We start from the raw sequence: 24,582 nt of genomic DNA, 5'->3' as shown, positions 1-24,582 counted from the left end.
TTTCTTAATACCTGCGGAAGAGTCGCGGGTTGCGAGTTGCAGGTTGCGGGTTGTGAGTTGCGGGTTGCGGGTTGTGAGTTGTGAGTTGCGGGTTACGGGTTACGGGTTTAGCCTGGTTGTTGCAAGTTGCTAATATCATTTCGAAGGAGGTTTTTACGACTGAAATCTCTTATGGAATGGAAAATTGTCGGTTATAAAAGTTCAGAAAGAGGTGCTGAAAATGGCATTTTTGGATGGTAATACTGCGGAAGAGGTTCGGGTTGCAAGTTGCTGATGTCATTTCGAAGGAAGTTTTTTGCGACTGAGAAATCTCTTATGGAATGGAAAATTTGTGGGTTACCGGAAGGCTAGGAAAAGGTACTGAAAATGTTGCAAGTTGCAGGTTGCGGGTTTAGCCTGGTTGCAAGTTGCTGATGTCATTTCGAAGGAGGTTTTTTGCGACTGAGAAATCTCTTATGGAATGGAAAATTGTCAGTTGCGAAGAGATCAGAAAGAGGTTCTGAAAATGGCATTTTTGGAAGGTAATACTTCGGAAGAGGTTCGGGTTGCAAGTTGAAAGTTGCGGGTTTTTCAGTTGCAGGTTGCGGGTTTCGGGTTTTGTCCAGTTGCAGGTTGCAAGTTGAGTGATCTCTACCCCAGGCTACAATTAAAATCAACTTAAAAATCATAGTTCTAATTTCATTTAGTAACTCTAATTTCGCGTCGTATTTCTAACTTCCACTGAGCAACTTCAGGATCTCCTGCTCTACTTCAGCTGTATTCCACTTTTCTTCTATGCCGGGTAATTTCATCACTTTATCCATTATAGCAGCTTGTTTGTCGCCCAACTCAAGGGCTTCAGCATAAGGGGCTTCAGAAAAAGTTACACGGGAATAAACCGGGATCCAGGATTCGGGGTGCTTTTCAGCAAAATGTTTTTCGATCTTCTTCCGCAGAAGAAATTTTTGATCGGCTGTTTTGCTACTCATTTCAAGAAAATTACGGTGACTCAACTCGGCAATAGCATCGGCATTCGGCTTTCTAAGCGCCTGATAATTTGCGAAGATCTGCTCCCAGTCATCTCCAAACTCTGTTTCAAGCCGACTTAATTCTGAAATATCTTCAAAACCTGCATTCATGCCCTGCCCGTAAAAAGGCACTACGGCATGGGCCGCATCTCCAACCAACGCAATCTTGTCATAATACGTCCACGGAAAACACTTCACGGTGACCAGCGCACTGGTAGGATTCTTGAAGAAATCGCTGGTAAGGTTGTAAATTTCATCTTTGATATCGGGAAAGAATTCACTGAAGAATTTTTCGGCTTTAGCTTCGGAAGAAATGGTCTCAAAAGAATGCTCGCCCTCAAAAGGCAGAAAAAGGGTGCAGGTAAAACTGCCATCAAGATTTGGCATGGCAATTAACATGAACCTGCCTCTTGGCCAAATATGAAAGGAATTTTTGTCGAGTTTGTGAGAACCATCGGCATTGGCGGCGATTCTAAGCTCCTTGTAGCCCACATCTACAAAATGCTGGGAATAATTGAACCTGCTTTGGCGCTGCATTTTGTGCCGTACCCGTGAGAAAGCACCATCGGCCCCAAAAATAAGATCGAAATTATACTCCTGCCAGTTACCTTTTTCAGATTCACCGGTATACAGCTTTGCTTCGGCAAGATCTACATCCCACACTTTTTCTTCAAACCTGAACTCGGCTCCTGCTGCTTCGGCAAGATCTATCATCTTTCGGTTTAACACTCCGCGGGAAATAGAATAGATCGCCTCTCCTTCCTGCCCGTACTTCTGAAAATAAACCGGACTGTTATTTACGTGCATTGCCCGCTGATAAAGGGGAATTGCCAGTTCTCTCACTTTTTCTTCAATACCTGCCTCACGCAGGGCTTTCCACCCGCGATTGGACATGGCTAGGTTTATGGAGCGGCCAGAGAATTCAACTGTCCGCACATCGGGCCGTCTGTCAAAAACAGTAATATTATGTCCTTTTTTTCTAAGGTGTAAGGCAAGCAAAGACCCTACGAGTCCTGTACCTACAATGGCAATGTTCTTTGAGTGCTGCATGTTACCGGCGAAAATACTACTTTTTGAATTATTGAGAGTTGCGTTGAGCGCATTCGCCTGCACATCTTCTGGCTTTTCAAGACTACAATTACAATGGCGGGTTAAGATCTACCTGTTGATGATATACTATTATATTTACCAATGTTTTGATATGAACGCTGGAAGAGCGGTGGAATAAAGGGATACAGATGGCAGATTATGAGATTGATATTATTAAAATTAAATCATCTATATTTTTTTAACTCAAAATCTTCTGAAGGGTTAAACCTCCGTTAAAGTAGATTATTGAGATTAAAGCTTTTGTACTTTTAATAAATAATCTGTGAAAAACCGACTTAGAAATACAGATTTTAGGTGAATAACCATGAAAAACTAACCAGCTACCAGGTGGTAGCACAAATTAATCAATTATGAGAGACCTAGTTTGGCTTATTATCGTTTTATTAATTATTGGATGGTTAATAGGCTATTTCGCCTTTCCAGACCTTGGAAGCATAATCCATATTTTGATCGTGATCGCAGTAATCCTGATCATATACAAACTCCTTACAGGAAGAAGTCTGTAGAAAACAGAGGCCGCCTCGGTAAATATTGAGAAGAAGAATACCTCTATCATCTTCTGGTGATTTTGGATCTTTCTTGTCTTTATTTGAGGCGGTCTCTCAGTTTATGCCTTTTTTGTTAATGCTAAGTTCATCACGGCAAAAATGGAATTAGAGTGGGCAATAGGCAGTAAGTTTTATTCGAAACTATATAATAATGTAAGTTGGTTTTGAGCCTCGGCAAAGACCATAAATCTGTGTCAGTAAGGGAAGTTTGTCTTAAACCCTCGGCCCGGATTACAAATCCGCGCCAGTACTGGAAGTTTGTTCTGAACCTCGGCACGGATTACAAATCTGCGCCAGCAATGAAAGTATGAATTGGTGTGCACATCTGCGGCCGCTCAGTTTTTCTGGTCATAATTAATCCTTAGTCATTAAACTTTAATCATTAAAAAAATGTGGAACCTTAAAGGACAAACCGCAGTAATCACCGGCGGATCAAAAGGAATTGGCAGGGCAACTGTTGAGGAATTTCTCAAGTTGGGTGCAGAAGTGCTCTTTACCGCAAGAAATGCAGATGACATTCTAAAGGTAGAAGATGAATATACAGCTCAGGGTCATGTAGTAAAAGGAATAGTTGCTGATGTCACCAAGGCCGAAGACCGCAATAAAATTGCTACGTGGACACTGAATAACTGGAAAGCAGTGACTATCCTGGTAAACAATGCCGGAATAAATATTCGGAAAAAAGCTACAGATATTTCTGAAGAAGAGCACCGGCAGGTACTGGAAACGAATCTGATTTCACCTTTCCTCCTTGCGCGCGAATTGTATCCGCAACTGGTAAAATCCAAAAACGGAAAGATCATCAATATTTCTTCGGCTGCCGCGACTCAGGATGTTGGCACCGGCACGCCATATGCTATGGCAAAAGCCGGACTTTTACAACAAACCAGAAGTCTGGCTGTGGAATGGGCACGAGACCATATTAGAGTCAATGCGGTTTCACCCTGGTACACACGCAGTCCTCTAACCGATTCGGTACTGCAGGGAGAGCGAAAAGAAATGATCTTGCGACGTACTCCGCTCCACCGTATTGCAGAACCCGAAGAAATAGCATCAGTCATCGCATTTTTGGCTATGGATCAATCTTCTTTTATTACGGGACAAAATATAGTCGCTGATGGCGGTATGAGTGTGAAAGCACTTTGAGGCCTATGGCCGTTCCGGGTTGCTGGTTGCCAGTTGCGGGTTGCGAGTTGTGGGTTGCGGGTTGCGGGTTGCGGGTTGCGGGTTGCGGGAAATTCTAACATTGAGTCCGACCAAAGGGTGGATTAGTCGAAGTATTTCCTTTTCCCGTTTTACCCCTCCCGATGGCTATCGGGACTAAAAGTGAGCCGGGAAAAGAAGTAGGCAGTGCGCAGTTTTTAGTTGGCAGTCTTTTTTTCAACTGTTTAGCATCTTTACGTCTTGACGAAGGAGCTGACAAGGCGACTGAAGCAATCTCCCCCTTGGATGTAGTACATCTCCATCTGTTCTAGTTTTGATAATCGTCACGAATCACAGATCCGCGCCAACAGCTGGTGTCTTTTCCTATTTTTGGAGAGTTTGTTGAAGTCTCCAAAAACTGATTCTTTATCCGTTCCCAAGAAAATAAGGAACTGCTTCAATAAAAACCAGAACCTAAACGGCCTACGAAAAATTGACGACAAATTTGAAGTGAAAGCAGCGTGAAATTTTAGGCTGTTTGAGCTTATGCGATTCTATCTCGAAACTATTTTATCCTGGCGAGTTCCTAAAATTTAGCTGCTGAACAAAAAATTTAGTAAGCCTGGATTTTTTTGCTTCTTTTTTCCATTGATGAAAAAAGAAGAGGATTCATTTTCCGGAGAAATTGATCTTCTACCATGTTACCCCTCACTTTATTCTCAAGTTTTGGAAGAAGCCTTTTGCTATTAGCTTTATCTTAATAGTGGATTGCGAAATTTTGGCTTGAAAATCGTGCTTTTTAGTTTATCGATTAACCAATTCACAAATTAAATAATTCCCATTTTCATATCTTTATCCAGTACCAACTCATATTCAAAATGAAAAAAACACTTCTCTTCCTTCCCCTCCTTTTTTTAATTATCTCCTGCAACAATCAGAAAAAAGAAACTACTATAGTTGAGCAAATTGCAGAAGCTAATGGTTTTGAAAACTGGAACGATGTCGAAGAAATCCGTTACACTTTTAACGTAAAAGTAAATGACAGCCTTAGAACCAGCAGGGCATGGACGTGGAAACCTAAAACACATGAAGTCAGCCTTAATACTGCCAATAACACCGTCACCTATAACCATGAGACAGAAGCAGCTGCAAATGAGAAGATCGACCAGCAGTTTATAAACGACCAGTACTGGCTATTATTCCCATTCCACCTGGTATGGGATGATATGGAGTGGGAGCACACAAAGGAGGCTACTGCACCAATAAGTGGTGAACAAATGCAGCGGGTAACAGTGAAATATCCCGGCGAAGCAGGTTATACTCCCGGCGACATGTACGAGATCTATTTTGGAGAAGATAATATGATCAGGGAGTGGGTATATCTATCTGGTGGCAGCAGGGAAAACCCTTTTGCCACCACCTGGGAAAATTACGAGGAGCATAAAGGAATTCCCATCGCAAAAACACATCGGAACAAAGATGGAAGCTTCGAGCTTTTCTTTACTGATGTTAGTGTTGAATAACAGAGACATCAGACTTTAAAGACTAGATATTGAAGAGATTTTAAGCAAAACCGTTGGCGGCCATTGGTCTTCCTTGCATTTTTGCGGAACAATTTCAAATCTTCAATTTTATAAATCCTCGTCTCTTGCTTCTTGATACTTATTCCTTTTTAAAGTAATCCTTCAAAACCTGACCAAACTTCCACATGTCCTCATAAGAACAATAAAAAGGCGCCGGCGCTAACCTAATCACATTAGGTTCCCGCCAGTCGGTGACCACACCGTTCCTCATTAAATAATGAAAGAGTTCTTTGCCCTGTCCGTGTAGAAAAACCGATAACTGCGTTCCCCGCTCTTGCGGAGTGATAATTTCGAAATTGCAGTGTACTTCCCGCGCAATTTCCTGTAATATAAACTCAAGGTATGCGACGATCCTGTTTCGTTTCTCAATTAAAACCGGCATTCCCACTTCTTCAAACAATTCCAGGGAAGCAAGGTACGGAGCGAGGGCCAACACAGGGGCGTTAGAAATTTGCCAGGCATTGGCATTGGGCTCGGGTTGAAATTCAGGTTCCATTAAAAAACGACGGCCTTTATTATGCCCCCACCAGCCCTCAAAACGCGGAATATCTTTCTGCCCGTGATGCCGCTCATGCACAAAACATCCTGAAGCATTTCCCGGGCCGGCATTCATATATTTATAGCTGCACCAGGCAGCAAAATCAGCACCCCAATCGTGCAGATTTAATTCTACATTGCCAGCGGCATGTGCGAGGTCCCAACCAACAAAGGCTCCCACCTCTTTTCCGGCTTTGGTAATCGTTTCCATGTCCAGAGCCTGCCCATTATAATAATTCACTCCGCCCATGAGCACCAAGGCGCACTCCTCTCCTACTTCGTTAATCTTTTGCAGAATATCTTCGCTTCTAAAATGATGTTCTCCATTTCTTTTCTTTACTTCCACAATAACTTCATCCGGCTCTAATCCATGAAACCGCACCTGACTCGCAATCATGTACTGGTCACTTGGAAAAGCCTTCTCCTCCATAATGATCTTAAAACGTGTTGAAGTTGGCCTGTAAAATGAAACCATCAGTAAATGTAAATTTACCGTTAGGGTATTCATAACCGTAACTTCCGAAGGTTTTGCCCCGACTATGGGAGCCAGTTTTTCTGAAAATCTTTCGTGATAGTCCCACCATGGCTTCTCTGCCTGAAAATGACCTTCCACAGCCAGCCCGGCCCAATCGGTCATGACCTCGTCCACGTATTCCTTTGCGTTCTTTGGCTGCAGCCCCAGGGAATTCCCGGTAAAATAAATGACATCTTTACCGCCTACCTTCGGAAAATGGAATTTATCGCGGTATACTTTTAGAGGATCTTGTTGATCAAGTTGTTGGGCGTAGTCTAAGGTGTTTTGGAAAGTCATTCTGAAAGATTTGTTTCAAAAATACACTTTTTAAGAAGAAATTTTAGGATGCTCTCTCGCTCCCCTCGTTGGGCAACCGGAAAAAAACTAATTCTTTTGCCCCTCCCTAAAGGGTGAGAATTAGTTTTTATTAAATTTAAACTATGACAAAAGATAATCCATATCACGGTAATAGTATGTGGAAAGGGGCACCTTCAGAAATATTTCGTCGGGCGGAGAAGCTCCGGAATAATCCCACAAAGGCAGAACAGAAACTTTGGGAAGAGCTTCAACTGAATCGTTTTAAAAAATGTCACTTTAGAAGACAACATCCAATTAGTTATTTTATTGCTGATTTTTATTCCCATAAAATGAAATTAATCATAGAAGTAGATGGAGAGTATCATCAATCGGAAGACCAGCAAAGAAAAGATGAAATACGTACAGATCTAATAAAATTCCAGGGAATTGAGATAATCCGATTTACAAATCAGGAGGTAATGGAGGATATAGAAACAGTTTTAAAAGCTATAAATGAAAAAATAAACTTTTAAGCCTTTTTCCGGCACCCTTTAGGATTGGGGCAACCGGAAAAAAGTTCAAACAAAAGCTTTATAAAAAACTAATTTTTTTGCCCCTCCCTAAAGGGTGAGAATTAGTTTTTATTAAATTTAAACTATGACAAGTTAATCCATATCACGATGATAGTATTTAGAAAGTAGCCCCCCAAAAAAAATTACAATAACGATTTATTTTTTTCCGGCACCCTTTAGGGCCGGGGCAACCGGAAAAAATACAAATAGTATCCTTTTAAAAAACTAATTCTTTTACCCTTCTCTAAAGAGTGAGAATTAATTTTTATTAAATTTAAAACTATGATAAAAGATAATCCATATCACGATAATAGTATGTAGAAAGTAGACCTTGAAAAAATATATTGTAATCATGATCTATTTTTCCGGCACCCTTTAGGGTTGGGGCAACCGGAAAAAAGCACTAACACCTATCTTTAAATAAGCTACCTTTTTCTACTAATCGTCAACCCATCTCTAACCGGCAACATCACCGTCTCTAATCGATCGTCTTTTGCCAAAAGTCGATTGTATTCTAGTAAAGCCTGAGTCGATTCATCGTCTTTTTTCACCGGCTCCACAACTTTTCCACTCCACAGCACATTATCAGATAAAATTACGCCTCCAGGACGCAGCTTTTCCATTATTTGCTGAAAGTAATCCGGGTAATTTGGTTTATCGGCATCAATAAAGACGAGGTCAAAATTTTCTTTCAGAGCTGGAATAATATGGGTTGCATCTCCTAAATGCTGAACGATCTGTTCTTTCCAGGGAGAGGCCTCAAAATACCTTTTTTGGAGGTCTAGCAGTTCTTCGTTTATATCTATAGTATGCAAAATTCCGCCAGCTTTCATACCTTCTGCCAGGCACAAAGCGGAATATCCCGTGTAAGTCCCAATTTCCAGGATATTCTGCGGATTGATAAGCTTTGACAAAAGACTTAGCAGCCGCCCCTGGTAATGCCCGCTCAGCATTCTCGGTTGCAGTACCTTCTGATTGGTTTCCCGGTTTAATTGCTGTAACAATTCCGGCTCTTTAGCTGAATGTTGAACGACGTAATCGTCTATCTCTTGTGGCAAAAAATGCATGTGGAAGTACGGGTTTAGAAATTAGAAGTACGAAGTGAAAAAAGCTATTGGCTTTTTACCATTAGCTGTTGGTGATAAATCAAAAAGCCGGTTGTGACCAAAATTGAAATTTAATGTTGGAAAATGGGTTGCCTGATATCTGAAATTGGATTATAATTTAGTAACTGCCTACTTTAGACTGTGCACTGCTTACTGAATTAAAACCTTCGTTTCACCGAGCCTGTGAGCTCCTCGATCTCCTCTTTCACCTTGTCAACCTCTTTTTTCACATCGTCGCCAATAGAAGTATCCATGCCTTGTTTTTCGGCGCTTCGCATTACTTCCGACTTAATGTCTTCTGTGGCATTTTTAATGCTGCGCATACCCTTACCCAAACCTCGGGCAATTTCAGGGATTTTATCGGCACCAAACACCATCACCAGGATGAACATGATAAAGGCGATCTCGGCACCACTAATAAATAACGGAAGTGTTTGCATACGTTGCAAATATACTTACTATTCCAGTCACTAGAAAAGTCAGCTTGTTAAAAACTTTTCAGCAATTTTCAGAATGAGTTTTCAGTAAAAATAAATTCCAGCCTATTTAGTTTTTAAAAATTAACCGCATAAAAAAACTCCCCCTCAAAAAGGGGAGTTTTACAAAAGATTTTGGAATAGGATTTCTTCGGAAAGACCAGGTTAGCCCTGAGTTCTCTCCTTGAATTCCTGAAATTTATCTACCTCTGCCTCCTGTGGCCATGAGTTGTTATTCACATTCACATCGGCAGTTTCAAGATCGGGATCCACTACAATTTTAGTAATCTCTTTGTCAGTTGCCAGCGCCCTGCTAACTTCCTGATCGTTCTTTCTCCAGATTTGTGCAGGATAAGTCACTTTTTCGGAAGTTCCGTCGGCATAGGTGTACTCAACTATGATAGGCATTACCAATCCGCCAGGTTTATTGAAAGTCACCTGATAAAAATATTTAGGCATTTTCATATCTGCTCTTTGCTGCGGCGTAAAGTTGTCCATCAAATACTCATTCAAAGTTGTCGAATTTTCCGCAGGAGATTTTCCTTTTAAAGACGCCTCAAATTCTTCACTGCCTTCTTCAACCACATAAAGAATATCCATACTAGAAGGGTCTTCTACCCCATAACGTTGTAGCAGCTCTGTTCCCTCTTTGGTAGGTTGATCTGTAACATAATACTTTTTAACTTCTGAAACCCCTATGTCTACATTATCTGTAGTGTAGAACCAGCCTCTCCAGAACCAGTCAAGATCTACAGCCGATGCATCTTCCATTGTCCTGAAGAAATCTTCGGGTGTTGGGTGCTTGAACATCCATCTTTGCGCATAGGTTTTAAAAGCGTAATCAAAAAGTTCTTTTCCCATTACAGTCTCCCGTAGAATATTTAGTGCAGTTGCCGGTTTCCCATAGGCATTATTTCCTAACTGATAAACATTTTCGGGGTTGGACATAATAGGAGAGATGTATTTCTGATCTCCCTTCATATAATCTACAATTTTTGAAGGCTCTCCCCTTCTTGAAGGATATTTGGTATGTGGTTCAATATCATTCGGAAATTTTTCACCGTATTCCTGTTCGGCCACATACTGCATAAAGGTATCAAGCCCTTCATCCATCCAGCCCCACTGGCGCTCATCAGAATTTACTATCATAGGGAAGAAGTTGTGACCTACTTCGTGGATAATCACACTCATCATTCCATATTTCACACGGTCACTGTACGTACCATCTTCGTTAGGCCTCCCATAGTTCCAGCAAATCATGGGATATTCCATTCCCTGGTTCTTGGCATGTACCGAGATAGCCTTTGGGTAAGGATAGGCAAAAGTGTGATCTGAATATGATTTTAAGGTATGTGCAACAACTTTGGTAGAATAGTCTTCCCACAGCGGGTTACCTTCTTTTGGGTACAGAGATACGGCCATTACATCTTTCTCTCCAAGATCTACAGCCATCATGTCCCATATAAATTTTCGGGAGGTAGCAAAAGCAAAATCCCTTACCATCTCCGCTTTAAGTTTCCAGGTTTTCTTCTTGTCAGAAAAACCTTTTTCGGCTGCTTCAGCTTCTTCCTGCGTTACGATCATCACAGGCTTATCATAAGATTTCTTAGCCTGCTCATAGCGACGCATCATTTCTTTTGAAAAAACCTCTTTTCGGTTTACCAGCTCTCCGGTCCCGTCAAGAATATGATCTGCAGGTACAGTAATATTTACCTCGTAGTCTCCAAAAGGAAGTGCGAACTCACCATTTCCCCAAAACTGGTAATTTTGCCATCCTTCTACATCATTATAAACTGCCATACGGGGAAAAAACTGTGCAATCACATAACTGTTGTTCCCATCTTCCGGAAAATGTTCAAATCCAGAACGCCCCCTGTCTTCAAGATGATTGTTAATGTTGTACCACCAGGCAATGTCAAAAGTGAATTTTTCTCCTGCCTTTAATGGCTGCGGAAGATCTACCCGCATCATAGTGTTGTTGATAACCGTTTTTAAAGGCTTGCCATCGGCACTTACTTCAGTAATATTGAAACCTCCATCAAAAGGTTCCTGCATATATTCTGAAACAAAATTCCCCGGCTGCGCCACCGGTGCTATGCCATTCCCGTCTTTTAATTTGGCTACAGATTCTTTAGAGCGAATATTTTGATCAAGTTGTACCCAAAGGTATTCAAGTACATCGGGAGAATTATTGTGGTAAGTGATGGTCTCGTGCCCCGTTAACTTTTGATTTTTGTCATCCAGCTCAATGTCCATTTTATAATCGGCTTCATTCTGATAATAAGCAGGACCGGGTGCACCACTACCGGTGCGATATTGGTTTGGGGTTGAAAATTCCTGATACAACTGCCGGAATTTATTCTCATTGAGGTGGCCTCCCTCTTTTTGCTCTGCTTGCTGCTCTGCCTCCTGCGCATAAAGGCCGGCCGACATTAAAATAAAAAAAGCCACAAAGGCAGTTTTAATAGATTTCATATGTAGTTTCTGAGTTTAGATTGCTAAAAATAACTGAATTTATAAGTTTCACAATTTTAATTGCTGAATTTTAACGTGCCACCCGGCGAATCACGCATGAGTAAGAGACTTTTTATCTTCCCACCGTACTCTACTTTTATTACATTTTTTTGCTCCGGAAAAAGATCTGTCAAAATGCTATTTTCGACACCTATGCTTTTTATAGGTTCCACGTCTTCCACTTCCAGGTACACCAGTAGCTGGTCTTTATCATATTCTTTACCTATGTAGTTCACAGCACGTTGCCGGCCATTTACAGTGATACGGAATTTATCACCGAAATACTTCTGAATAAATTCATCCGCCGCAGGGTGTTCATTCCCTTTAATAAGCGTTAAACTCACGCTGTACCGGGTTTGCAGAAGATCTTCCAAATCATCCGTAAAAACGTGGGAGATAATCTGGAGGGAACGCTGTTTTTCGTTGTATTCTATGTTTGTCGCACTAACATAAAATTTATGCACAGTAGTAAAAGCCAGTAAAGGCAGGGCAATTAAAAAAAGTAAAACTGTTCTTTTCATGGATTCTTCTATACCTGAAGTTGTCTTCTGTGTAACAAAGACCATTCCACAGCAGGTGTGGTAAATGAGACTGAATCAAACCGAAAAGGTTTAAAGCCAGTAAGAAATTATGGTTTGGATATGGGAGATCTCTTAAAAATGCCTGGTCATTTGGCTAGAACGCAGCAGAACTCAGTATCTTTTCTGAAAAGAAAATCTTCTAAAGATGCTCTTTCCTTAGGAGAGGAGGAAAAAAAGGAAGAAAAAAATGACATTTTTGACACCCACTCCAGGTTGTAAGCCTCAAATCATTCAGCTCAAATTTATCCGTTAATAAGCTGATTTTAAAAGTAGTTCAAAATGCCATTTTTGAGAGGAATTCTGTAAATTGTGTTAGCTTGTTATGCTGAGTCTTTTAAAAATCTTTCTTTAGCTTTTCAGGATCCTGTCGCGTATCAAAAAAAGTCAACAGGTGAACTTCAATATCATTAAATTGATAATATAAAGTAGTTTGTTTAGTAATTACACACTTTCTCAAACCACTTTCCTCATCTGATTCCGGAAAAACATCTGGCTGATCTTTAATGATTTGAATGTTCTTATCCAGCTCTTTTATAAAGTCCGATTTTACTTTAAAAGACCATTCTTCCATTAAATATTCAAAAAGAGATTCTAATCTTTTTTCCGCTATTTCTGAAATTATAATCTTTCTACTCATTATCTATGTTTGCTCATAAATGACTCATAGTCTGACGATTTTTCTTCCTTTATCTGTTTTTTTGCAGCTTTAATTTCTTTCTTTTGATCAGAAGTGAGTTCTTCCCAAAAATCAGCAGTTTTTTCTTTTTTGAAGATCTGTTTGATAGATTGAATAATCTTTGGATTGTTAGTGTTTAATAACAATTTTGCCAATTCTATCTTCTCAGCTTGAATATCCATCTTTACGTCCTTTATTACAAATAATAATATTTTTTGTTTCAAATTAAATTCTTCTTCGGTTGGTCTTCAATGCAGCATAACTCCTCAATACTCACTACTAATTACTACTTGCTCGCAAACAACCTGACATCTTCTTCGCTGACTTCCTGCCCCCCTAGAATAATGAGCCGTTCTACCACATTTCGCAGTTCCCGGATGTTCCCTGTCCAATTATATTCTTTTAACAAATTAAGTGCGTCTTCAGTAAAGGTCTTTTTATTCACTCCCTGTTCTTCAGAAATTTTTTCTGAGAAAAAATTCACGAGTAACGGGATGTCATCCCTCCTTTCGTTGAGCCCGGGAACTTTGATGAGGATTACCGCCAACCTGTGATAAAGGTCTTCCCGAAAGTTGTTCTCTTCAATCTCTTTTTTGAGGTCTTTATTGGTAGCTGCAATTACGCGAACGTTTACCTTGATGTCTTTGTCGCTCCCTACTCTTGAAATCTTGCTCTCCTGCAGTGCACGTAAGACCTTAGCCTGCGCTGAGAGGCTCATATCCCCTACCTCATCAAGAAAAATAGTACCACCATTAGCGGCTTCAAATTTCCCGGCCCGGTCTTTATTTGCCGAAGTAAATGCCCCTTTCACGTGCCCAAAAAGTTCACTTTCAATCAATTCGGAAGGAATAGCAGCGCAATTCACTTCAATCATAGGTCCGGCTGAACGATCACTTTTTTGATGCAGCCAGTGGGCCACCAGTTCTTTACCCGTCCCGTTGGGACCGGTAACAAGCACTCTTGCATCTGTAGGAGCTACCTTCTCAATAATATCCTTGATCCTGGTAATGGCTTCAGATTCACCAATCATCTCGTAATTTTTCCCAACTTTTTTCTTAAGACGGGTATTTTCAACCATCAGCTCTTTCCTGTCGAGGGCGTTGCGTACCGTGTTGAGTAACCTGTTAAGATCGGGCGGCTTAGAGATATAATCAAAGGCCCCGAGCCGCATGGTGTTCACTGCAGTGTCTAGATCGCCATGACCAGAGATCATGACTATAGGAATTTCAGGTTTTAGTTTTTTAGCTGCTTCCAATACCTCTACCCCATCCATTTTTGGCATCTTGATATCGCACAGGACAAGATCGTAGTCCTGGTCTTTTATTTTTTCAACCCCCTCAAGGCCATCGGCAGCCTCGTCGACCTCATAAGTAGCATTTTCTTCAGTAAGTATCTTGATCAAAACCCTTCTAATGGCGGCTTCGTCTTCAATCAAAAGTATTTTTGGCATGCTTCTAAATTTTAAATTTTATTCCGCTTCGGCCGTAAAAAGTATTAGTTTCATTTACCACATAAACATCATCTTTGTCCCCATCTCTAAGCCTTATATCGTTCATAATGGTATGACCGGCGTAGAGGTAATATACTAAATGTTTAGTAAAGTTATATTCATAACCTATTCCTCCCAGCACAATGGTCATAGAAATATTTTCTGCTACCTTTCCTGTGGTAGACATCAGCCTGTTGTTCTGAATATTAGCAAAAAAACCATCTAAAGTAGCAAAGAGCTGCAGGTGATGTTTTTCGTTAAAAGAGTACTTAAGGTTTGACTTTGGAACCCCCGCAGAATAAGACCAGTTGGGTGAAATTTCCCGATAATAGTTCACCACCGGTAACGGGAAAGGCATTCCTGAAGTTGTGGAATAATGCAGCCCCAGTATCAACCTCCAGGGCTTAAGGGTTTCTTCGCCGTTCTCATCTTTAATAAAGAATACTGAACCTGTATAAAGGAGGTCGTCATTTAGCGCCTCTCCTAATTCAAAGTTAGAGGCCAGCATTACTCCTGCTGTGGCCGCAAATCTCCAGTTCTTCTGCATTTTAAAGGTATAGCCCAGGCTGGCAGTAAAGGACTGGTACCTGTCTAAGTCCTCTCTTCCGGTAACCGGAGCCTTATCTTCATATTTGAAGTTTATGTTCTCGTACTCTATTCCCGGAAACAGGTAACTGCCTTCTTTCTTCAGTTTTATGGGAAAGTTGGCAAAGGTCCTGAACCTCCTGAAAGAGTTGTCTGAATCTGACTGTGGAAAGTATGTATATTCAATTCTGGCAAGATCTGTATTTTGCCCCTGCATGTTGTAAATTCCAGAAACGAGCAGGGCAATAATGAGATAAAAGGTTAAATTTTTCATTTTTTGTTTGGGTTGCTAGTGTAAAGTAACACAAGCTTCATGGGGAACCCTCTCAAAAAAATCTTAATATTTCAGCCATTTATATAAATCCTTATATCCGGGTTTTTTTCCGTACATTAAAATCCCAACCCTGTAGATCTTTGCAGCTACCCATACCACACCTGCTATAGTAAGGAAAAGAATAGCTATAGAAATAGCCAATTCCCACCATGCTACCCCAAATGGTATGCGCATAAGCATCACGATTGGCGAAGTAAGCGGGATCATTGAAAATACTGTGGAAACAACCCCATGCGGATTTTCAATTACAGCAAAGAAGCCTACGTAGATCCCCAGCATTAAAGGCAGTATTACCGGAAGCATGAACTGCTGCGTATCGGTTTCGTTATCAACAGCGGCACCAATCGCCGCATAAATGGCGCTGTATAGAAAGTAACCTCCAATAAAATAGACCAAAAAACTCACGAGAAGCAATAACATAGGTAAATTTGCAATGTCTATAACCAGTTGCTGAAGTTCATTATCGCTAATCTGTTCCATTGCCTGCTGCTGCGGGCCGTGGAGTTCGGCCATGCTCATCCCAGAAATTGCAGTAATTACAGTAAGCATTACTCCTCCCAGGATCACCCAGATAAGAAACTGAGTAATTCCGGCAAGAGAAGTGCCCAGTATTTTACCCAGCATAAGATGTATAGGTTTTACAGAAGAAATTATGATCTCAATAATGCGGTTGGTCTTTTCTTCAATCACACTGCGCATTACCATGTTTCCGTAGATAATAATGAACATCATCAACAGGTAACCGGCTGCCCCGCCAAAAAACATCTTGACATAAGTTGACATTTTTGAAGTCTTTTCGCCCGAAAAATTCTGGATACCAATATCCACCTTTGCCCTCGAAGACGCAATAACATCCAGGTCAATTCCGCGGGCCAGCAGCTGCCTGTTGGTAAGCTTTTCGGCAATGGTCTTCTCTATCTCGCTCAAAAACCCAAAGGCCGGGGCTTCTTTGGCAAAGAACTCAACATCGGGAACCCTGTTCTCCTGCAGTTGCGGGATATGCAGCAATCCGTAATATTCTTTTTCTTTTACAATGGTCTTAGCAGCTTCAAGGTCAATATTAGATAAGTCTATAAACTTAACATCCTTAGAACTGTCAAAATCCTCTACAAAGATCCCGCTTTCATCATTGACTCCAATTACGTGCTGCTCTTCGGAATTTAGGTTTACCAGGTAAGCAATAAGCACGATCATCCCAACGAGGATAAGAGGGCTCAAAAATGTCATTACGATGAAGGCTTTATTTTTGACCCTTGCCAGGTATTCCCTCCTGATAATTAGTTTTAGGTTACGCATTGGTGGTAACGGTTTTTATGAATATATCATTTACTGAAGGAATTACTTCCACAAAATGGTTTACCTCTGCCCGGGAGGTGAGAAAAGTAAGGAGTTCGTTTGGTGAAGCATCGCCGTCAATCTGAATCTGCAGCTTAAGATCGTCATTGATGCTTTTAAACTCGGTGTCAGAAATGCGGAATTTCTCCTCCAGTTCCTTCCTTAGATTTTCGGGCCGGGCAGCCATTAGCCCCACTTCATAAGTGTTCGATTTGTACTGTCTCTTAATTTCATTCACTTCCCCATCAAGTAATTTGTTTCCCCGATGTATCAACGCCATATAGTCACACATTTCTTCCACGCTTTCCATTCTATGGGTAGAGAACAATATGGTGGCACCATCGCGCCGCAACTGCAAAATTTCGTCTTTGATCAAATTTGCATTCACAGGGTCAAAACCACTAAAGGGTTCATCAAAGATCAGCAATTTTGGGCGATGCAAAACCGTGACCACAAATTGCACTTTTTGGGCCATCCCTTTTGAAAGCTCCTGAATCTTTTTACCCCACCAGTCTTCAATATTCAGTCTCTTAAACCAATACTGAAGCCGCTCTTTGGCTTCAGCTTTTGAAAGGCCTTTGAGCTGCGCAAGATACAGGGCCTGTTCTCCCACTTTCATAGATTTATAAAGCCCCCGCTCTTCCGGAAGGTAACCTATATGCTGAATATCGTTTGGTTGTAGCGCCCGCCCTTCAAGCAACATCCTGCCACTGTCGGGCAGGGTTATTTGATTGATGATCCTTATAAAAGTAGTCTTCCCTGCTCCATTAGGCCCCAGAAGGCCAAAGATGCTTCCTCTTGGAATCTCCAGAGAAATGTTATTGAGTGCTGTGAAGTTACCAAACTGTTTTGAAACATTTTCGGCTACCAAAAGGTTATTCATATACGGGCTTTGTGTAAAGATAGAGTTTTGAAAAAAGCTTTATCGCCATTAGGAAGAATTTAAGATTCTCTAAAATGCGAAAAACGTTATCCCATTAAATGCAAAACCCACCCCTAATAGACTTAAGGATGGGAAAAAAATTGCTATGAAAAAGAAAAATTTACCACTAACCTGAATTAGTGATGCTCAAATATATGCAAAAATTTTTAACAAATGCAAATTATGTAAACATATCTTTAACTTTTTCAAAAAATGATTTATCAGATTTTTCGGGCTTCGGCTGGAAGTGTTCATCATTTGCCATACGCTCAAAAAAGTCTTTTTGTTCCTTGTTAAGCGTTTTTGGTGTCCACACATTTACGTGCACTAAAAGATCGCCTTTTCCGTAGCCATTGATGTTCGGGATACCTTTGCCCCTAAGGCGCAAAATCTTTCCAGATTGTACACCTTCATCTATTTTGATGCGAACCTTTCCTGATACTGTATCAATTTCTCTTGAGGTTCCCAGCACAGCCTCAGAAAGGCTGATGTAAAGATCATAATGAAGATTATCTCCTTCCCGTTGCAGTACGGGATGCTCTTTTTCTTCAATGGCTACCAGGAGGTCTCCGGGAACACCATTGCCGGGTGCTTCGTTACCTTTCCCTGAAACTTTGAGCTGCATCCCTTCTACTACCCCTGCAGGAATTTTAATAGCAACGGTCTCTTCGTTTACTACAAGTCCCTGAGCATCGGCATCGGCAGGACGATTATCGATCATTTGCCCGCTTCCGCCACAGGTAGTACAGGGGGTAGCGGTTTGCATACGCCCTAAAATAGTATTTGTCACACGGGTCACCTGGCCTGTACCGTTACATATTGAACATGTTTTATAGGTAGTACCCGGTGCCTGGACTTTTCTTTTTACCTTTATCTTTTTCTCGGTACCATTGGCAATTTCTTCGAGGGTGAGGGCTACGCGAATTCGCAGGTTACTACCTTTAGCCCTTCGCTGGCCGCCAAAGCCGCCACCAAAGCCCGAGAAACCTCCGCCGCCGCCAAAAGCACCGCCAAAAATATCTCCAAACTGGCTAAAAATATCATCCATATTCATTCCGCCACCACCGCCACCAAAGCCGCCATTCTCAAATGCCTGGTGACCAAAGCGATCATATCGTGCCCGCTTATCTTCGTTGCTAAGAACTTCATAAGCTTCGGCAGCTTTTTTAAACATTTCCTCTGCCTTAGAGTCTCCCGGATTTTTGTCGGGATGAAATTCTATAGCCTTCTTGCGGTACGCCTTTTTGATTTCGGCTGTGGTCGCGTTCTTGCTTAATCCTAATATTTCGTAATAGTCCTCTTTCATGATATTTTTAAAGTTCTCAGATTAAAAGTTACTTACCGGTCACCACTTTTGGATAACGAATAATGCGGTCGCCCAGTTTGTATCCTTTTTCAACCACGTCAACAATCTTGCCTTTTAATTTATCTTTTGGGGCAGGAATTTGCGTGATAGCTTCATGGATCTCAGAGTCAAAAGTATCTCCCTCTTTTACCTCCATTTGCTCAAGCCCCTTAGCGCGTAAGGTCTCCCTGAATTTATTGTTGATAAGCTCTACGCCTTTCAATAATTCCTTGTCTTTTGCTTTATTGATCTCATTAAGGGCACGATCAAAATCATCAAGCACCGGCAACATTGCCACAATGACGTCCTGGCTGGCAGTCTTGAACAGCTCTATGCGCTCTTTACTGGTACGCCTCTTGTAATTTTCAAATTCGGCAAAGAGCCTCAGGAATTTATCTTTTTCCTTCTCAAGTTCATTTTTGAGGGTTTCTTTTTCTGAAACTTCCTCATTCTGAGTAGTGTCTTCCTGAGTATCGGCTTTTTCTATGGCCTCATCCAGTATGTCCTCTACCTGGTCTTTTATAACTTCTTCTTCTGAAATATTTTCCTCTTTATGTTCTTTCTCGCTCATGTGATACGTATTTTATTCCGTGACACAATTGGCAAAAGGTCTGCCAAGAAATTTGAAATGCCAAAATGTCACAGGAAAGTTTTAATATTCTTTTAGGATAAAGGCCCGGTAAAAAAACTAATTTTGCCGGTTAAACAATTAAATATCCAGATGAAAAAAAGATTTTTAAATTTCGTACTTGTTGCAGGAGTTGCCATGGGAACCGTGGCCTGTAAAAACAATAATGAAAATAAAGTTGAACCGGGTGAAGCCCAGGAAGCAGCTGTTGCAACAGAAGAAGCAATGACTTACGAGATAGATACTACTGCATCTACTATAGAGTGGAGAGGTACAAAACCTACCGGTGAGCACGTGGGAACCATCAACATTGAAGACGGAACCCTCATGGCTACGACTGAAGAAATTACCAGCGGACGTGTTGTTATCGACATGAACTCTATCACCGTGACCGATGAAGGTATGGAAGAGAAAGACAAAAGAAGTCTTGAAGACCACCTTAAAGGAACTGTTGAAGGTAAAGAAACTGACTTTTTTAATGTGAACAAATACCCAACAGCTACTTTTGAAATTACCGGAGTGACCGAGGAAAACGGACAAAAAGTACTTCAGGGAAATCTTACGCTTAAAGAGGAAACTAAAAACATCCAGTTCCCCGTTAATACTGAAATTAATGGTGAAACAATTACTCTTAAGAGTGAGACTTTCATTATTGACAGAACTAACTGGGGAGTGAACTACGGTTCAAAATCTGTTTTTGATAACCTTGGAGACAAGTTTATTAGTGACGAAATGGAGCTAACAGTTAATGTTACCGCTCGCAAAACAAACTAAGATCCTCTTCAAATAGGAACTAAGAAAAGCCGGCTTCATTTAGCCGGCTTTTTTATTGATCAAATCTTTAATGGTAGGCCTTAAATTCACAAAGGAAAACTCAAAGCCCTTTTCCTGAATTTTTGAGCTGCTCACCAGCTGGCTCCCCAACACCACGCCGGACATTTCTCCCATCACTGCTTTTAATGCCAGCCCCGGGACTTTTGGAAGCCACAATTTCTTATCGAGAGCATTTGCTATTTCTTTTGTGAGCTCTTCATTGGTGGCAGGATTTGGCGCTACACCGTTGTACACACCCTGTAAACCATTAGTGATTATAAAGAGGAAGATACTGGCGAGATCCTTTATGTGAATCCACGACTGCCACTGCTTCCCTGAACCCAAAGGTGCTCCCAGGTTCAACTTCACCGGCTTCATAATTTGTGGTAGTGCGCCGCCCTCGGCCGAGAGCACAATACCTATCCTCACTTTGGCAACCCGCAGGCTTAGGTCCTGGAATTTATCAGCTGCCGCTTCCCATTGCTGCGTCACCTCTCCTAAAAAGTCATTGGCCACTACAGTATCCTTTTCCTCGTACATCTTGCTTCTTGAGCTGGGGTAGATACCAATAGCACTCGCAGAAACCAGCTGCCCTACCTGGTGAGAATTCTGTTCAAGGGTTTTATACAGTAGATTTAAAGAATCCAGCCTGCTGTTAAGAATTTTCTCTTTGTTAGATTTCGTCCAGGGTTGGAAGACACTTGCCCCGGCAAGATTAATAATTGCACCCACGCCATCCAGGCACCTGGCATCTATTTCTTGGGTTGAGGGGTTCCAGTAGTAGCCACGGTAGGCCTCACTCTTTTCAATTTTCCCCTTGCTCGTGGTTAGAAAATTGACATTGATGCCCTTTTCACGACACAATCGGGTAATTTCGGAACCTACCAGGCCGGTGGCTCCGGTAATAAGAATTCGCATTTTTATTTTGAATTTACGGCATTATCCTCAAACAGCCCCGCTGTTTATTAAAGGTTTAACAGCGCTATTTTTTTACAGCCCGTAGCATCTCCCGCTTTCCCGGCGGCCCAGGTAAACGTGACACTTCAAAACCTGCCGCCTGCATAGCCCGCCGCACATCACCTTTGGCAGAGTAGGTTACCAATACACCCTTGGTTCTTAAGGCCGCATACATGTTCCTGAATACCTCTTCACTCCATAGATCGGGCTGCACCCGCGGACCAAAGGCATCAAAATAAATAAGATCAAATTCCTGTACTTCAGATATTTCGCTGAAGAATTTCTTTTCCTTCTGAAGTCTGAAAAATGGCGAAATTTCAACAGATTTTTCCCAGGAAATTTCATGCAGCTTTTTGAAAACTTCTGAAGCCACTTCCTCCCCTACAACTTCAGAATAATCTAATACCTGCAGTTTTTCTGCCTCCACGGGATATGCTTCAACGCCTGTATAATTTACGTGTATCCTATCTTTTTCAGCTTCAATTAAAGTGAGGAACGCGTTAAGGCCTGTTCCAAATCCTATTTCAAGAATAGAAAATTTTGTGGTCTCATGGCTTGAAAGGTAAAATTGATAACCACTTTTAATAAAGACATGCAATGCCTCCTGCAAGGCACCGTGTTTGGAGTGGTAATGCTCGTTCCACTCGGGCAGAAAAATGGTGGAAGAACCATCCCCGGTTTTTATAATCTCACGTTTCAAGACCTAGTTTTTAATTTTAACTCCATCGGCAACAAATGAGAGTGTAAGCTCGGGAGTGGTTATAGCTTTGACTTCAGCAGGAGTTTTTCCTGCATCTTCGGCATAATGCTGCCGGTCTTCAACAGACATTTCAGTCACAAAAGCCTTCCCTTCTACAATTACTTCCTTATCCTCAATATCTTTAGGAACAAAAAAGGCATAATCTTTAAACTTTACCATAACTTCACGATCATCCTCGAGAGCTACTTTCATCCAGCAACCCTTGCTTTTACAAACCGAAGCCACATTTCCCCTGAAAGCCACATTCACCGTATCGCCGGGTTTGAGGGTGTCATAGTGTTCCTGCATACGCTGTGCCGAAAGTGCCGAAACCAGCTCAACCTCCTCTCCTACAGAAATATAATCTCCCGCTTCACCCAATTTCTTTTCCTGTGCAAAACAGGATATTGTCATCATTAAAGAAGATAACAGCAGCAATAAATTAATTTTCTTCATTGTGTTCCTGTTAAAGGTTTGTAAATTTCAAATTAAAATAAAATTAGTTAAAACACATCTTTAGAACCTGTATTTATTTCGGTAAATTTGCTTCAAATAGATATCCATGAAAAATACACCTCTCGCAATCGATGTAATTGAAACTAAAACTTCAAATATCGATTCGGTTGATTTTGATAACCTGGTCTTCGGAAATGTATTTGCAGATCATATGATGGAATGCGATTATCACGACGGTCAATGGCAAAATCCCACGATAAAACCTTATGGTCCCATTCAGCTGGATCCTTCAGCTAAAGTCTTCCATTACGGGCAGGCTATTTTTGAAGGAATGAAAGCTTTTAAAGATGATGACGACCAGGTGTGGTTATTTCGTCCTGTCGCCAATATTGAGCGTTTCAGTAAATCTTCGCAAAGACTTGCGATCCCAGAATTTCCACAAGATGTATTTCTTGAAGGTCTTGAAGCCCTTCTAAATTTAGATCGTGACTGGATCAAAAAAGGCTTCGGAAATTCCCTTTATATAAGGCCTTTCGTAATTGCTACTGAAAAGGGGGTTTCGGCCTCTCCTTCAAAATCTTATAAATTCATGATCATCTGTTCTCCTGCCAAGGCTTATTACAGCGGCGAAGTTAGGGTGTTCTTTGCAGATAAATTTAGCCGTGCTGCCGATGGTGGTGTGGGGTATGCCAAAGCGGCCGGAAACTACGGAGCGCAATTTTACCCTACCAATCTTGCCAAAGAGGAAGGCTACCAGCAAATTGTATGGACCGATGCCAATTCTCACGAATATTTGGAAGAAGCCGGTACAATGAACATTTTCTTTAGGGTTGGCGACAAACTTATCACGGCTCCTACCAGTGATCGTATCCTTGACGGGGTAACCCGAAAAAGTGTGCTCACCCTTGCCGAAGAGTTAGGAATTGAAGCAGAAGTAAGGCGTATCAAAGTTTCTGAAATTGTAGAAGCTGCCGAAAAAGGTGAACTCAAGGAGATCTTTGGATCGGGTACCGCTGCTACCATTAACCCCGTAAGAGGTTTTGGAAACAAAGGCAAAAAATATGAACTTCCACAATTAGAAGATTCTTATGCTTCGCTTTTAAAACAGAAATTAATGGAAATACAGTACAACAAAGCCGAAGATAAATTTGGCTGGAGATATGCTGTCAAAAAGAATTAATTAAATACTACCGGAATACGAAGCATCCTGTCATGCTCCGGTTTTCCTGAAGCATTGGCGCGGCTAAAGATCAAATAGCCGCGCTTTTCTTTTGTCTTAAATTCAAGCTGCCCACTAAACGGCACCCAATCTTTGGTCATCCAGTCTCCCTGTGCTTCAAGAAAACTTTCGGCCAGTACTTTCCCGCTTTCGGTCACCAGCTTTACCGGCGCATTCGCTTCAAAAAACCAATAACCTTTTGCCCTGCCTTCTATGTGCAGCGGCGAAGTCACAGTAGCGTTACTTTCGGGTACTTCAGGCTTAATCAAATTCCCAATCTCTTCGCGCTCCCGGTTGAGATCAGTAAAATGTAAACTCTCTAAAATGGCATTTAAGGCTGCCTTTTTTTCTTCGGAAACCTTTCCGTAGAACTTCATGGCCTCCCCTCCTAAAGGATCGCATTGATCCATAGTTATTTCTTCACCGGTGCTACTGCTGAAGCATTCTGCCCTAAAATCATTTACCTCATAAAAAATATAGATAGTTCCATACTCATTCCAGCCCGGCGGCGGCGAATTGAAGCTAAGACCTATTGCCCACGGCTCACCACTTTCCAGCAAATAGGCGTAGGAATCGTTTTTATTGATGTTGAACGACAAAGGCAGGTTCCCTTCCCAATCTTTTAATGATTTACGCGGCCCACCAGGTGCATCAACACCAAAACCCTGTGGTAGCACGGTAATATAGGCCATAGAGGCATCATTATGAATGCCAAACGGAGGTTCCTTCTCAATTTCGCCGGCATAGAAATTAATTACAGGCGACTCTCCCGGAAGTTGCCCTTCAAAAACCTCAAATCCCTGCGGAATTTCTGCTGAAAAATGCCATTTTTGAGAGGAATAGGTTTGCTGTTTCGGGTTTTGCTCCTCCTGTACAGTTTCCTCTCCCAACGTTGGCGCCTGTGCCTCTTCATCTCCCCCGGAATTGCGACAGGACATAAAAATAAGGCTTATAAAAATGAAATAAATTGCTCTCATCTTTATAAGATACTAAAATTTCAAAAAATGAAAAAGCATGGCAGGTTACCTGTTGCCGGTTTACTTCTGCCCTTTTAAATATTTACGATCTGCCCAATCAGCAGGGAAGTTACTGGTCG

At 41.5% G+C, this 24,582-nt stretch carries 25 protein-coding genes; 6 read left to right on the top strand and 19 right to left on the bottom strand.

What is annotated here, in order from left to right:
* Window positions 1-4 precede the first annotated feature (4 nt).
* Both VS868_RS12410 and VS868_RS12405 read right to left on the bottom strand, forming a co-directional pair.
* On the bottom strand, window positions 5-139 hold the full coding sequence (locus VS868_RS12410; protein ID WP_345597924.1) for a hypothetical protein: 135 nt from the start codon (window positions 137-139) through the stop codon (window positions 5-7).
* Between the two features lie 571 nt (window positions 140-710).
* Entirely contained in the window at window positions 711-2,057 is a 1,347-nt protein-coding gene (locus VS868_RS12405) for an NAD(P)/FAD-dependent oxidoreductase (protein ID WP_345599834.1), read from the bottom strand.
* A 410-nt stretch (window positions 2,058-2,467) separates the two neighbouring features.
* Between VS868_RS12405 and VS868_RS12400 the strand changes: the two genes are divergently transcribed.
* The 3 genes from VS868_RS12400 to VS868_RS12390 all read left to right on the top strand — a co-directional run bounded on the left by VS868_RS12400 (window position 2,468) and on the right by VS868_RS12390 (window position 5,331).
* On the top strand, window positions 2,468-2,623 hold the full coding sequence (locus VS868_RS12400; RefSeq protein ID WP_029038389.1) for a lmo0937 family membrane protein: 156 nt from the start codon (window positions 2,468-2,470) through the stop codon (window positions 2,621-2,623).
* Window positions 2,624-3,055: 432 nt separating this feature from the next.
* On the top strand, window positions 3,056-3,811 hold the full coding sequence (locus VS868_RS12395; protein ID WP_345597920.1) for an SDR family oxidoreductase: 756 nt from the start codon (window positions 3,056-3,058) through the stop codon (window positions 3,809-3,811).
* A gap of 875 nt (window positions 3,812-4,686) precedes the next feature.
* Window positions 4,687-5,331 carry a hypothetical protein gene (locus tag VS868_RS12390; protein ID WP_345597918.1) on the top strand — a complete coding sequence of 215 codons (645 nt, stop codon included), beginning with the start codon at window positions 4,687-4,689 and terminating at the stop codon, window positions 5,329-5,331.
* A 139-nt stretch (window positions 5,332-5,470) separates the two neighbouring features.
* On the opposite strand, the gene kynU is transcribed toward VS868_RS12390, so the two are convergent.
* On the bottom strand, window positions 5,471-6,739 hold the full coding sequence (gene kynU, locus VS868_RS12385) for a kynureninase (protein ID WP_345597916.1): 1,269 nt from the start codon (window positions 6,737-6,739) through the stop codon (window positions 5,471-5,473).
* Window positions 6,740-6,882: 143 nt separating this feature from the next.
* Here kynU and VS868_RS12380 point away from each other — a divergent pair, with 143 nt between their 5' ends.
* The gene (locus VS868_RS12380) at window positions 6,883-7,272 is read left to right on the top strand and encodes an endonuclease domain-containing protein (RefSeq protein ID WP_345597914.1); all 390 of its coding nucleotides are present in this window, start codon (window positions 6,883-6,885) and stop codon (window positions 7,270-7,272) included.
* Between the two features lie 464 nt (window positions 7,273-7,736).
* On the opposite strand, the gene VS868_RS12375 is transcribed toward VS868_RS12380, so the two are convergent.
* From VS868_RS12375 to VS868_RS12320, 12 genes are all read right to left on the bottom strand, one after another.
* Complete coding sequence (locus VS868_RS12375; RefSeq protein ID WP_345597912.1) at window positions 7,737-8,378, bottom strand: O-methyltransferase; 642 nt, start codon at window positions 8,376-8,378, stop codon at window positions 7,737-7,739.
* Between the two features lie 197 nt (window positions 8,379-8,575).
* Window positions 8,576-8,857, bottom strand: a complete 282-nt coding sequence (locus VS868_RS12370; protein WP_345597910.1) for a twin-arginine translocase TatA/TatE family subunit — start codon at window positions 8,855-8,857, stop codon at window positions 8,576-8,578.
* A 201-nt stretch (window positions 8,858-9,058) separates the two neighbouring features.
* Window positions 9,059-11,368, bottom strand: a complete 2,310-nt coding sequence (locus VS868_RS12365) for a M1 family metallopeptidase (RefSeq protein ID WP_345597908.1) — start codon at window positions 11,366-11,368, stop codon at window positions 9,059-9,061.
* A gap of 56 nt (window positions 11,369-11,424) precedes the next feature.
* Window positions 11,425-11,928 (bottom strand): DUF6702 family protein, encoded by a 504-nt coding sequence (locus tag VS868_RS12360; protein ID WP_345597906.1) that lies wholly within the window; start codon window positions 11,926-11,928, stop codon window positions 11,425-11,427.
* A gap of 394 nt (window positions 11,929-12,322) precedes the next feature.
* Window positions 12,323-12,625, bottom strand: a complete 303-nt coding sequence (locus VS868_RS12355) for a type II toxin-antitoxin system RelE/ParE family toxin (RefSeq protein ID WP_266070719.1) — start codon at window positions 12,623-12,625, stop codon at window positions 12,323-12,325.
* Window positions 12,625-12,846 (bottom strand): hypothetical protein, encoded by a 222-nt coding sequence (locus tag VS868_RS12350; RefSeq protein ID WP_266070721.1) that lies wholly within the window; start codon window positions 12,844-12,846, stop codon window positions 12,625-12,627. The genes VS868_RS12355 and VS868_RS12350 overlap by 1 nt, the downstream gene beginning before the upstream one ends.
* A 104-nt stretch (window positions 12,847-12,950) precedes the next feature.
* Entirely contained in the window at window positions 12,951-14,114 is a 1,164-nt protein-coding gene (locus VS868_RS12345) for a sigma-54 dependent transcriptional regulator (RefSeq protein WP_266070722.1), read from the bottom strand.
* A gap of 4 nt (window positions 14,115-14,118) precedes the next feature.
* Complete coding sequence (locus VS868_RS12340) at window positions 14,119-15,012, bottom strand: DUF6268 family outer membrane beta-barrel protein (RefSeq protein WP_345597900.1); 894 nt, start codon at window positions 15,010-15,012, stop codon at window positions 14,119-14,121.
* A gap of 63 nt (window positions 15,013-15,075) precedes the next feature.
* A complete protein-coding gene (locus VS868_RS12335; RefSeq protein WP_345597898.1) occupies window positions 15,076-16,368 on the bottom strand; it encodes an ABC transporter permease in 1,293 nt (430 codons plus the stop codon).
* Window positions 16,361-17,290, bottom strand: coding sequence for an ATP-binding cassette domain-containing protein (locus VS868_RS12330; protein ID WP_345597896.1), 930 nt, complete (start codon window positions 17,288-17,290; stop codon window positions 16,361-16,363). Before VS868_RS12330 ends, VS868_RS12335 begins: the two co-directional genes overlap by 8 nt.
* Window positions 17,291-17,510: 220 nt before the next feature.
* Window positions 17,511-18,635, bottom strand: coding sequence for a molecular chaperone DnaJ (gene dnaJ / locus VS868_RS12325; protein ID WP_345597894.1), 1,125 nt, complete (start codon window positions 18,633-18,635; stop codon window positions 17,511-17,513).
* Window positions 18,636-18,663: 28 nt separating this feature from the next.
* Window positions 18,664-19,245, bottom strand: a complete 582-nt coding sequence (locus VS868_RS12320; RefSeq protein WP_345597892.1) for a nucleotide exchange factor GrpE — start codon at window positions 19,243-19,245, stop codon at window positions 18,664-18,666.
* 150 nt (window positions 19,246-19,395) lie between these two features.
* On the opposite strand from VS868_RS12320, the gene VS868_RS12315 reads away from it, so the two are divergent.
* Entirely contained in the window at window positions 19,396-20,076 is a 681-nt protein-coding gene (locus VS868_RS12315; protein ID WP_266070729.1) for a YceI family protein, read from the top strand.
* Between the two features lie 39 nt (window positions 20,077-20,115).
* Here VS868_RS12315 and VS868_RS12310 read toward each other — a convergent pair whose 3' ends face one another.
* The 3 genes from VS868_RS12310 to VS868_RS12300 all read right to left on the bottom strand — a co-directional run bounded on the left by VS868_RS12310 (window position 20,116) and on the right by VS868_RS12300 (window position 22,267).
* A complete protein-coding gene (locus tag VS868_RS12310; RefSeq protein ID WP_345597890.1) occupies window positions 20,116-21,033 on the bottom strand; it encodes a TIGR01777 family oxidoreductase in 918 nt (305 codons plus the stop codon).
* A 64-nt stretch (window positions 21,034-21,097) separates the two neighbouring features.
* The gene (mnmD, locus tag VS868_RS12305; protein WP_345597888.1) at window positions 21,098-21,772 is read right to left on the bottom strand and encodes a tRNA (5-methylaminomethyl-2-thiouridine)(34)-methyltransferase MnmD; all 675 of its coding nucleotides are present in this window, start codon (window positions 21,770-21,772) and stop codon (window positions 21,098-21,100) included.
* A gap of 3 nt (window positions 21,773-21,775) precedes the next feature.
* Entirely contained in the window at window positions 21,776-22,267 is a 492-nt protein-coding gene (locus VS868_RS12300) for a DUF4920 domain-containing protein (protein WP_345597886.1), read from the bottom strand.
* A 106-nt stretch (window positions 22,268-22,373) separates the two neighbouring features.
* On the opposite strand from VS868_RS12300, the gene VS868_RS12295 reads away from it, so the two are divergent.
* Complete coding sequence (locus VS868_RS12295) at window positions 22,374-23,447, top strand: branched-chain amino acid aminotransferase (RefSeq protein WP_345597884.1); 1,074 nt, start codon at window positions 22,374-22,376, stop codon at window positions 23,445-23,447.
* Here the strand turns inward: VS868_RS12295 and VS868_RS12290 are convergent.
* A complete protein-coding gene (locus VS868_RS12290) occupies window positions 23,444-24,463 on the bottom strand; it encodes a Gmad2 immunoglobulin-like domain-containing protein (RefSeq protein ID WP_345597882.1) in 1,020 nt (339 codons plus the stop codon). The two genes, VS868_RS12295 and VS868_RS12290, sit on opposite strands and share 4 nt — an antisense overlap.
* Between the last annotated feature and the right edge of the window lie 119 nt (window positions 24,464-24,582).

Origin of the sequence: Salinimicrobium sp. 3283s (assembly GCF_039602225.1) — a bacterium.
In the GTDB taxonomy this organism is placed as follows: Bacteria; Bacteroidota; Bacteroidia; order Flavobacteriales; family Flavobacteriaceae; genus Salinimicrobium; species Salinimicrobium profundisediminis.
This window is presented reverse-complemented; position numbering and strand designations above follow the sequence as displayed.

Coding starts and splice junctions, on each gene's coding strand:
- VS868_RS12410 (WP_345597924.1), bottom strand. CDS start 139: ATGATATTAGCAACTTGCAACAACCAGGCTAAACCCGTAACCCGTAAC.
- dnaJ (WP_345597894.1), bottom strand. CDS start 18,635: ATGAAAGAGGACTATTACGAAATATTAGGATTAAGCAAGAACGCGACC.
- VS868_RS12395 (WP_345597920.1), top strand. CDS start 3,056: ATGTGGAACCTTAAAGGACAAACCGCAGTAATCACCGGCGGATCAAAA.
- VS868_RS12365 (WP_345597908.1), bottom strand. CDS start 11,368: ATGAAATCTATTAAAACTGCCTTTGTGGCTTTTTTTATTTTAATGTCG.
- VS868_RS12300 (WP_345597886.1), bottom strand. CDS start 22,267: ATGAAGAAAATTAATTTATTGCTGCTGTTATCTTCTTTAATGATGACA.
- VS868_RS12315 (WP_266070729.1), top strand. CDS start 19,396: ATGAAAAAAAGATTTTTAAATTTCGTACTTGTTGCAGGAGTTGCCATG.
- VS868_RS12380 (WP_345597914.1), top strand. CDS start 6,883: ATGACAAAAGATAATCCATATCACGGTAATAGTATGTGGAAAGGGGCA.
- VS868_RS12310 (WP_345597890.1), bottom strand. CDS start 21,033: ATGCGAATTCTTATTACCGGAGCCACCGGCCTGGTAGGTTCCGAAATT.
- VS868_RS12405 (WP_345599834.1), bottom strand. CDS start 2,057: ATGCAGCACTCAAAGAACATTGCCATTGTAGGTACAGGACTCGTAGGG.
- VS868_RS12400 (WP_029038389.1), top strand. CDS start 2,468: ATGAGAGACCTAGTTTGGCTTATTATCGTTTTATTAATTATTGGATGG.
- VS868_RS12390 (WP_345597918.1), top strand. CDS start 4,687: ATGAAAAAAACACTTCTCTTCCTTCCCCTCCTTTTTTTAATTATCTCC.
- VS868_RS12350 (WP_266070721.1), bottom strand. CDS start 12,846: ATGGATATTCAAGCTGAGAAGATAGAATTGGCAAAATTGTTATTAAAC.
- VS868_RS12295 (WP_345597884.1), top strand. CDS start 22,374: ATGAAAAATACACCTCTCGCAATCGATGTAATTGAAACTAAAACTTCA.
- VS868_RS12345 (WP_266070722.1), bottom strand. CDS start 14,114: ATGCCAAAAATACTTTTGATTGAAGACGAAGCCGCCATTAGAAGGGTT.
- VS868_RS12330 (WP_345597896.1), bottom strand. CDS start 17,290: ATGAATAACCTTTTGGTAGCCGAAAATGTTTCAAAACAGTTTGGTAAC.
- VS868_RS12320 (WP_345597892.1), bottom strand. CDS start 19,245: ATGAGCGAGAAAGAACATAAAGAGGAAAATATTTCAGAAGAAGAAGTT.
- VS868_RS12375 (WP_345597912.1), bottom strand. CDS start 8,378: ATGCATTTTTTGCCACAAGAGATAGACGATTACGTCGTTCAACATTCA.
- VS868_RS12355 (WP_266070719.1), bottom strand. CDS start 12,625: ATGAGTAGAAAGATTATAATTTCAGAAATAGCGGAAAAAAGATTAGAA.
- VS868_RS12340 (WP_345597900.1), bottom strand. CDS start 15,012: ATGAAAAATTTAACCTTTTATCTCATTATTGCCCTGCTCGTTTCTGGA.
- VS868_RS12360 (WP_345597906.1), bottom strand. CDS start 11,928: ATGAAAAGAACAGTTTTACTTTTTTTAATTGCCCTGCCTTTACTGGCT.
- kynU (WP_345597916.1), bottom strand. CDS start 6,739: ATGACTTTCCAAAACACCTTAGACTACGCCCAACAACTTGATCAACAA.
- VS868_RS12370 (WP_345597910.1), bottom strand. CDS start 8,857: ATGCAAACACTTCCGTTATTTATTAGTGGTGCCGAGATCGCCTTTATC.
- VS868_RS12335 (WP_345597898.1), bottom strand. CDS start 16,368: ATGCGTAACCTAAAACTAATTATCAGGAGGGAATACCTGGCAAGGGTC.
- VS868_RS12290 (WP_345597882.1), bottom strand. CDS start 24,463: ATGAGAGCAATTTATTTCATTTTTATAAGCCTTATTTTTATGTCCTGT.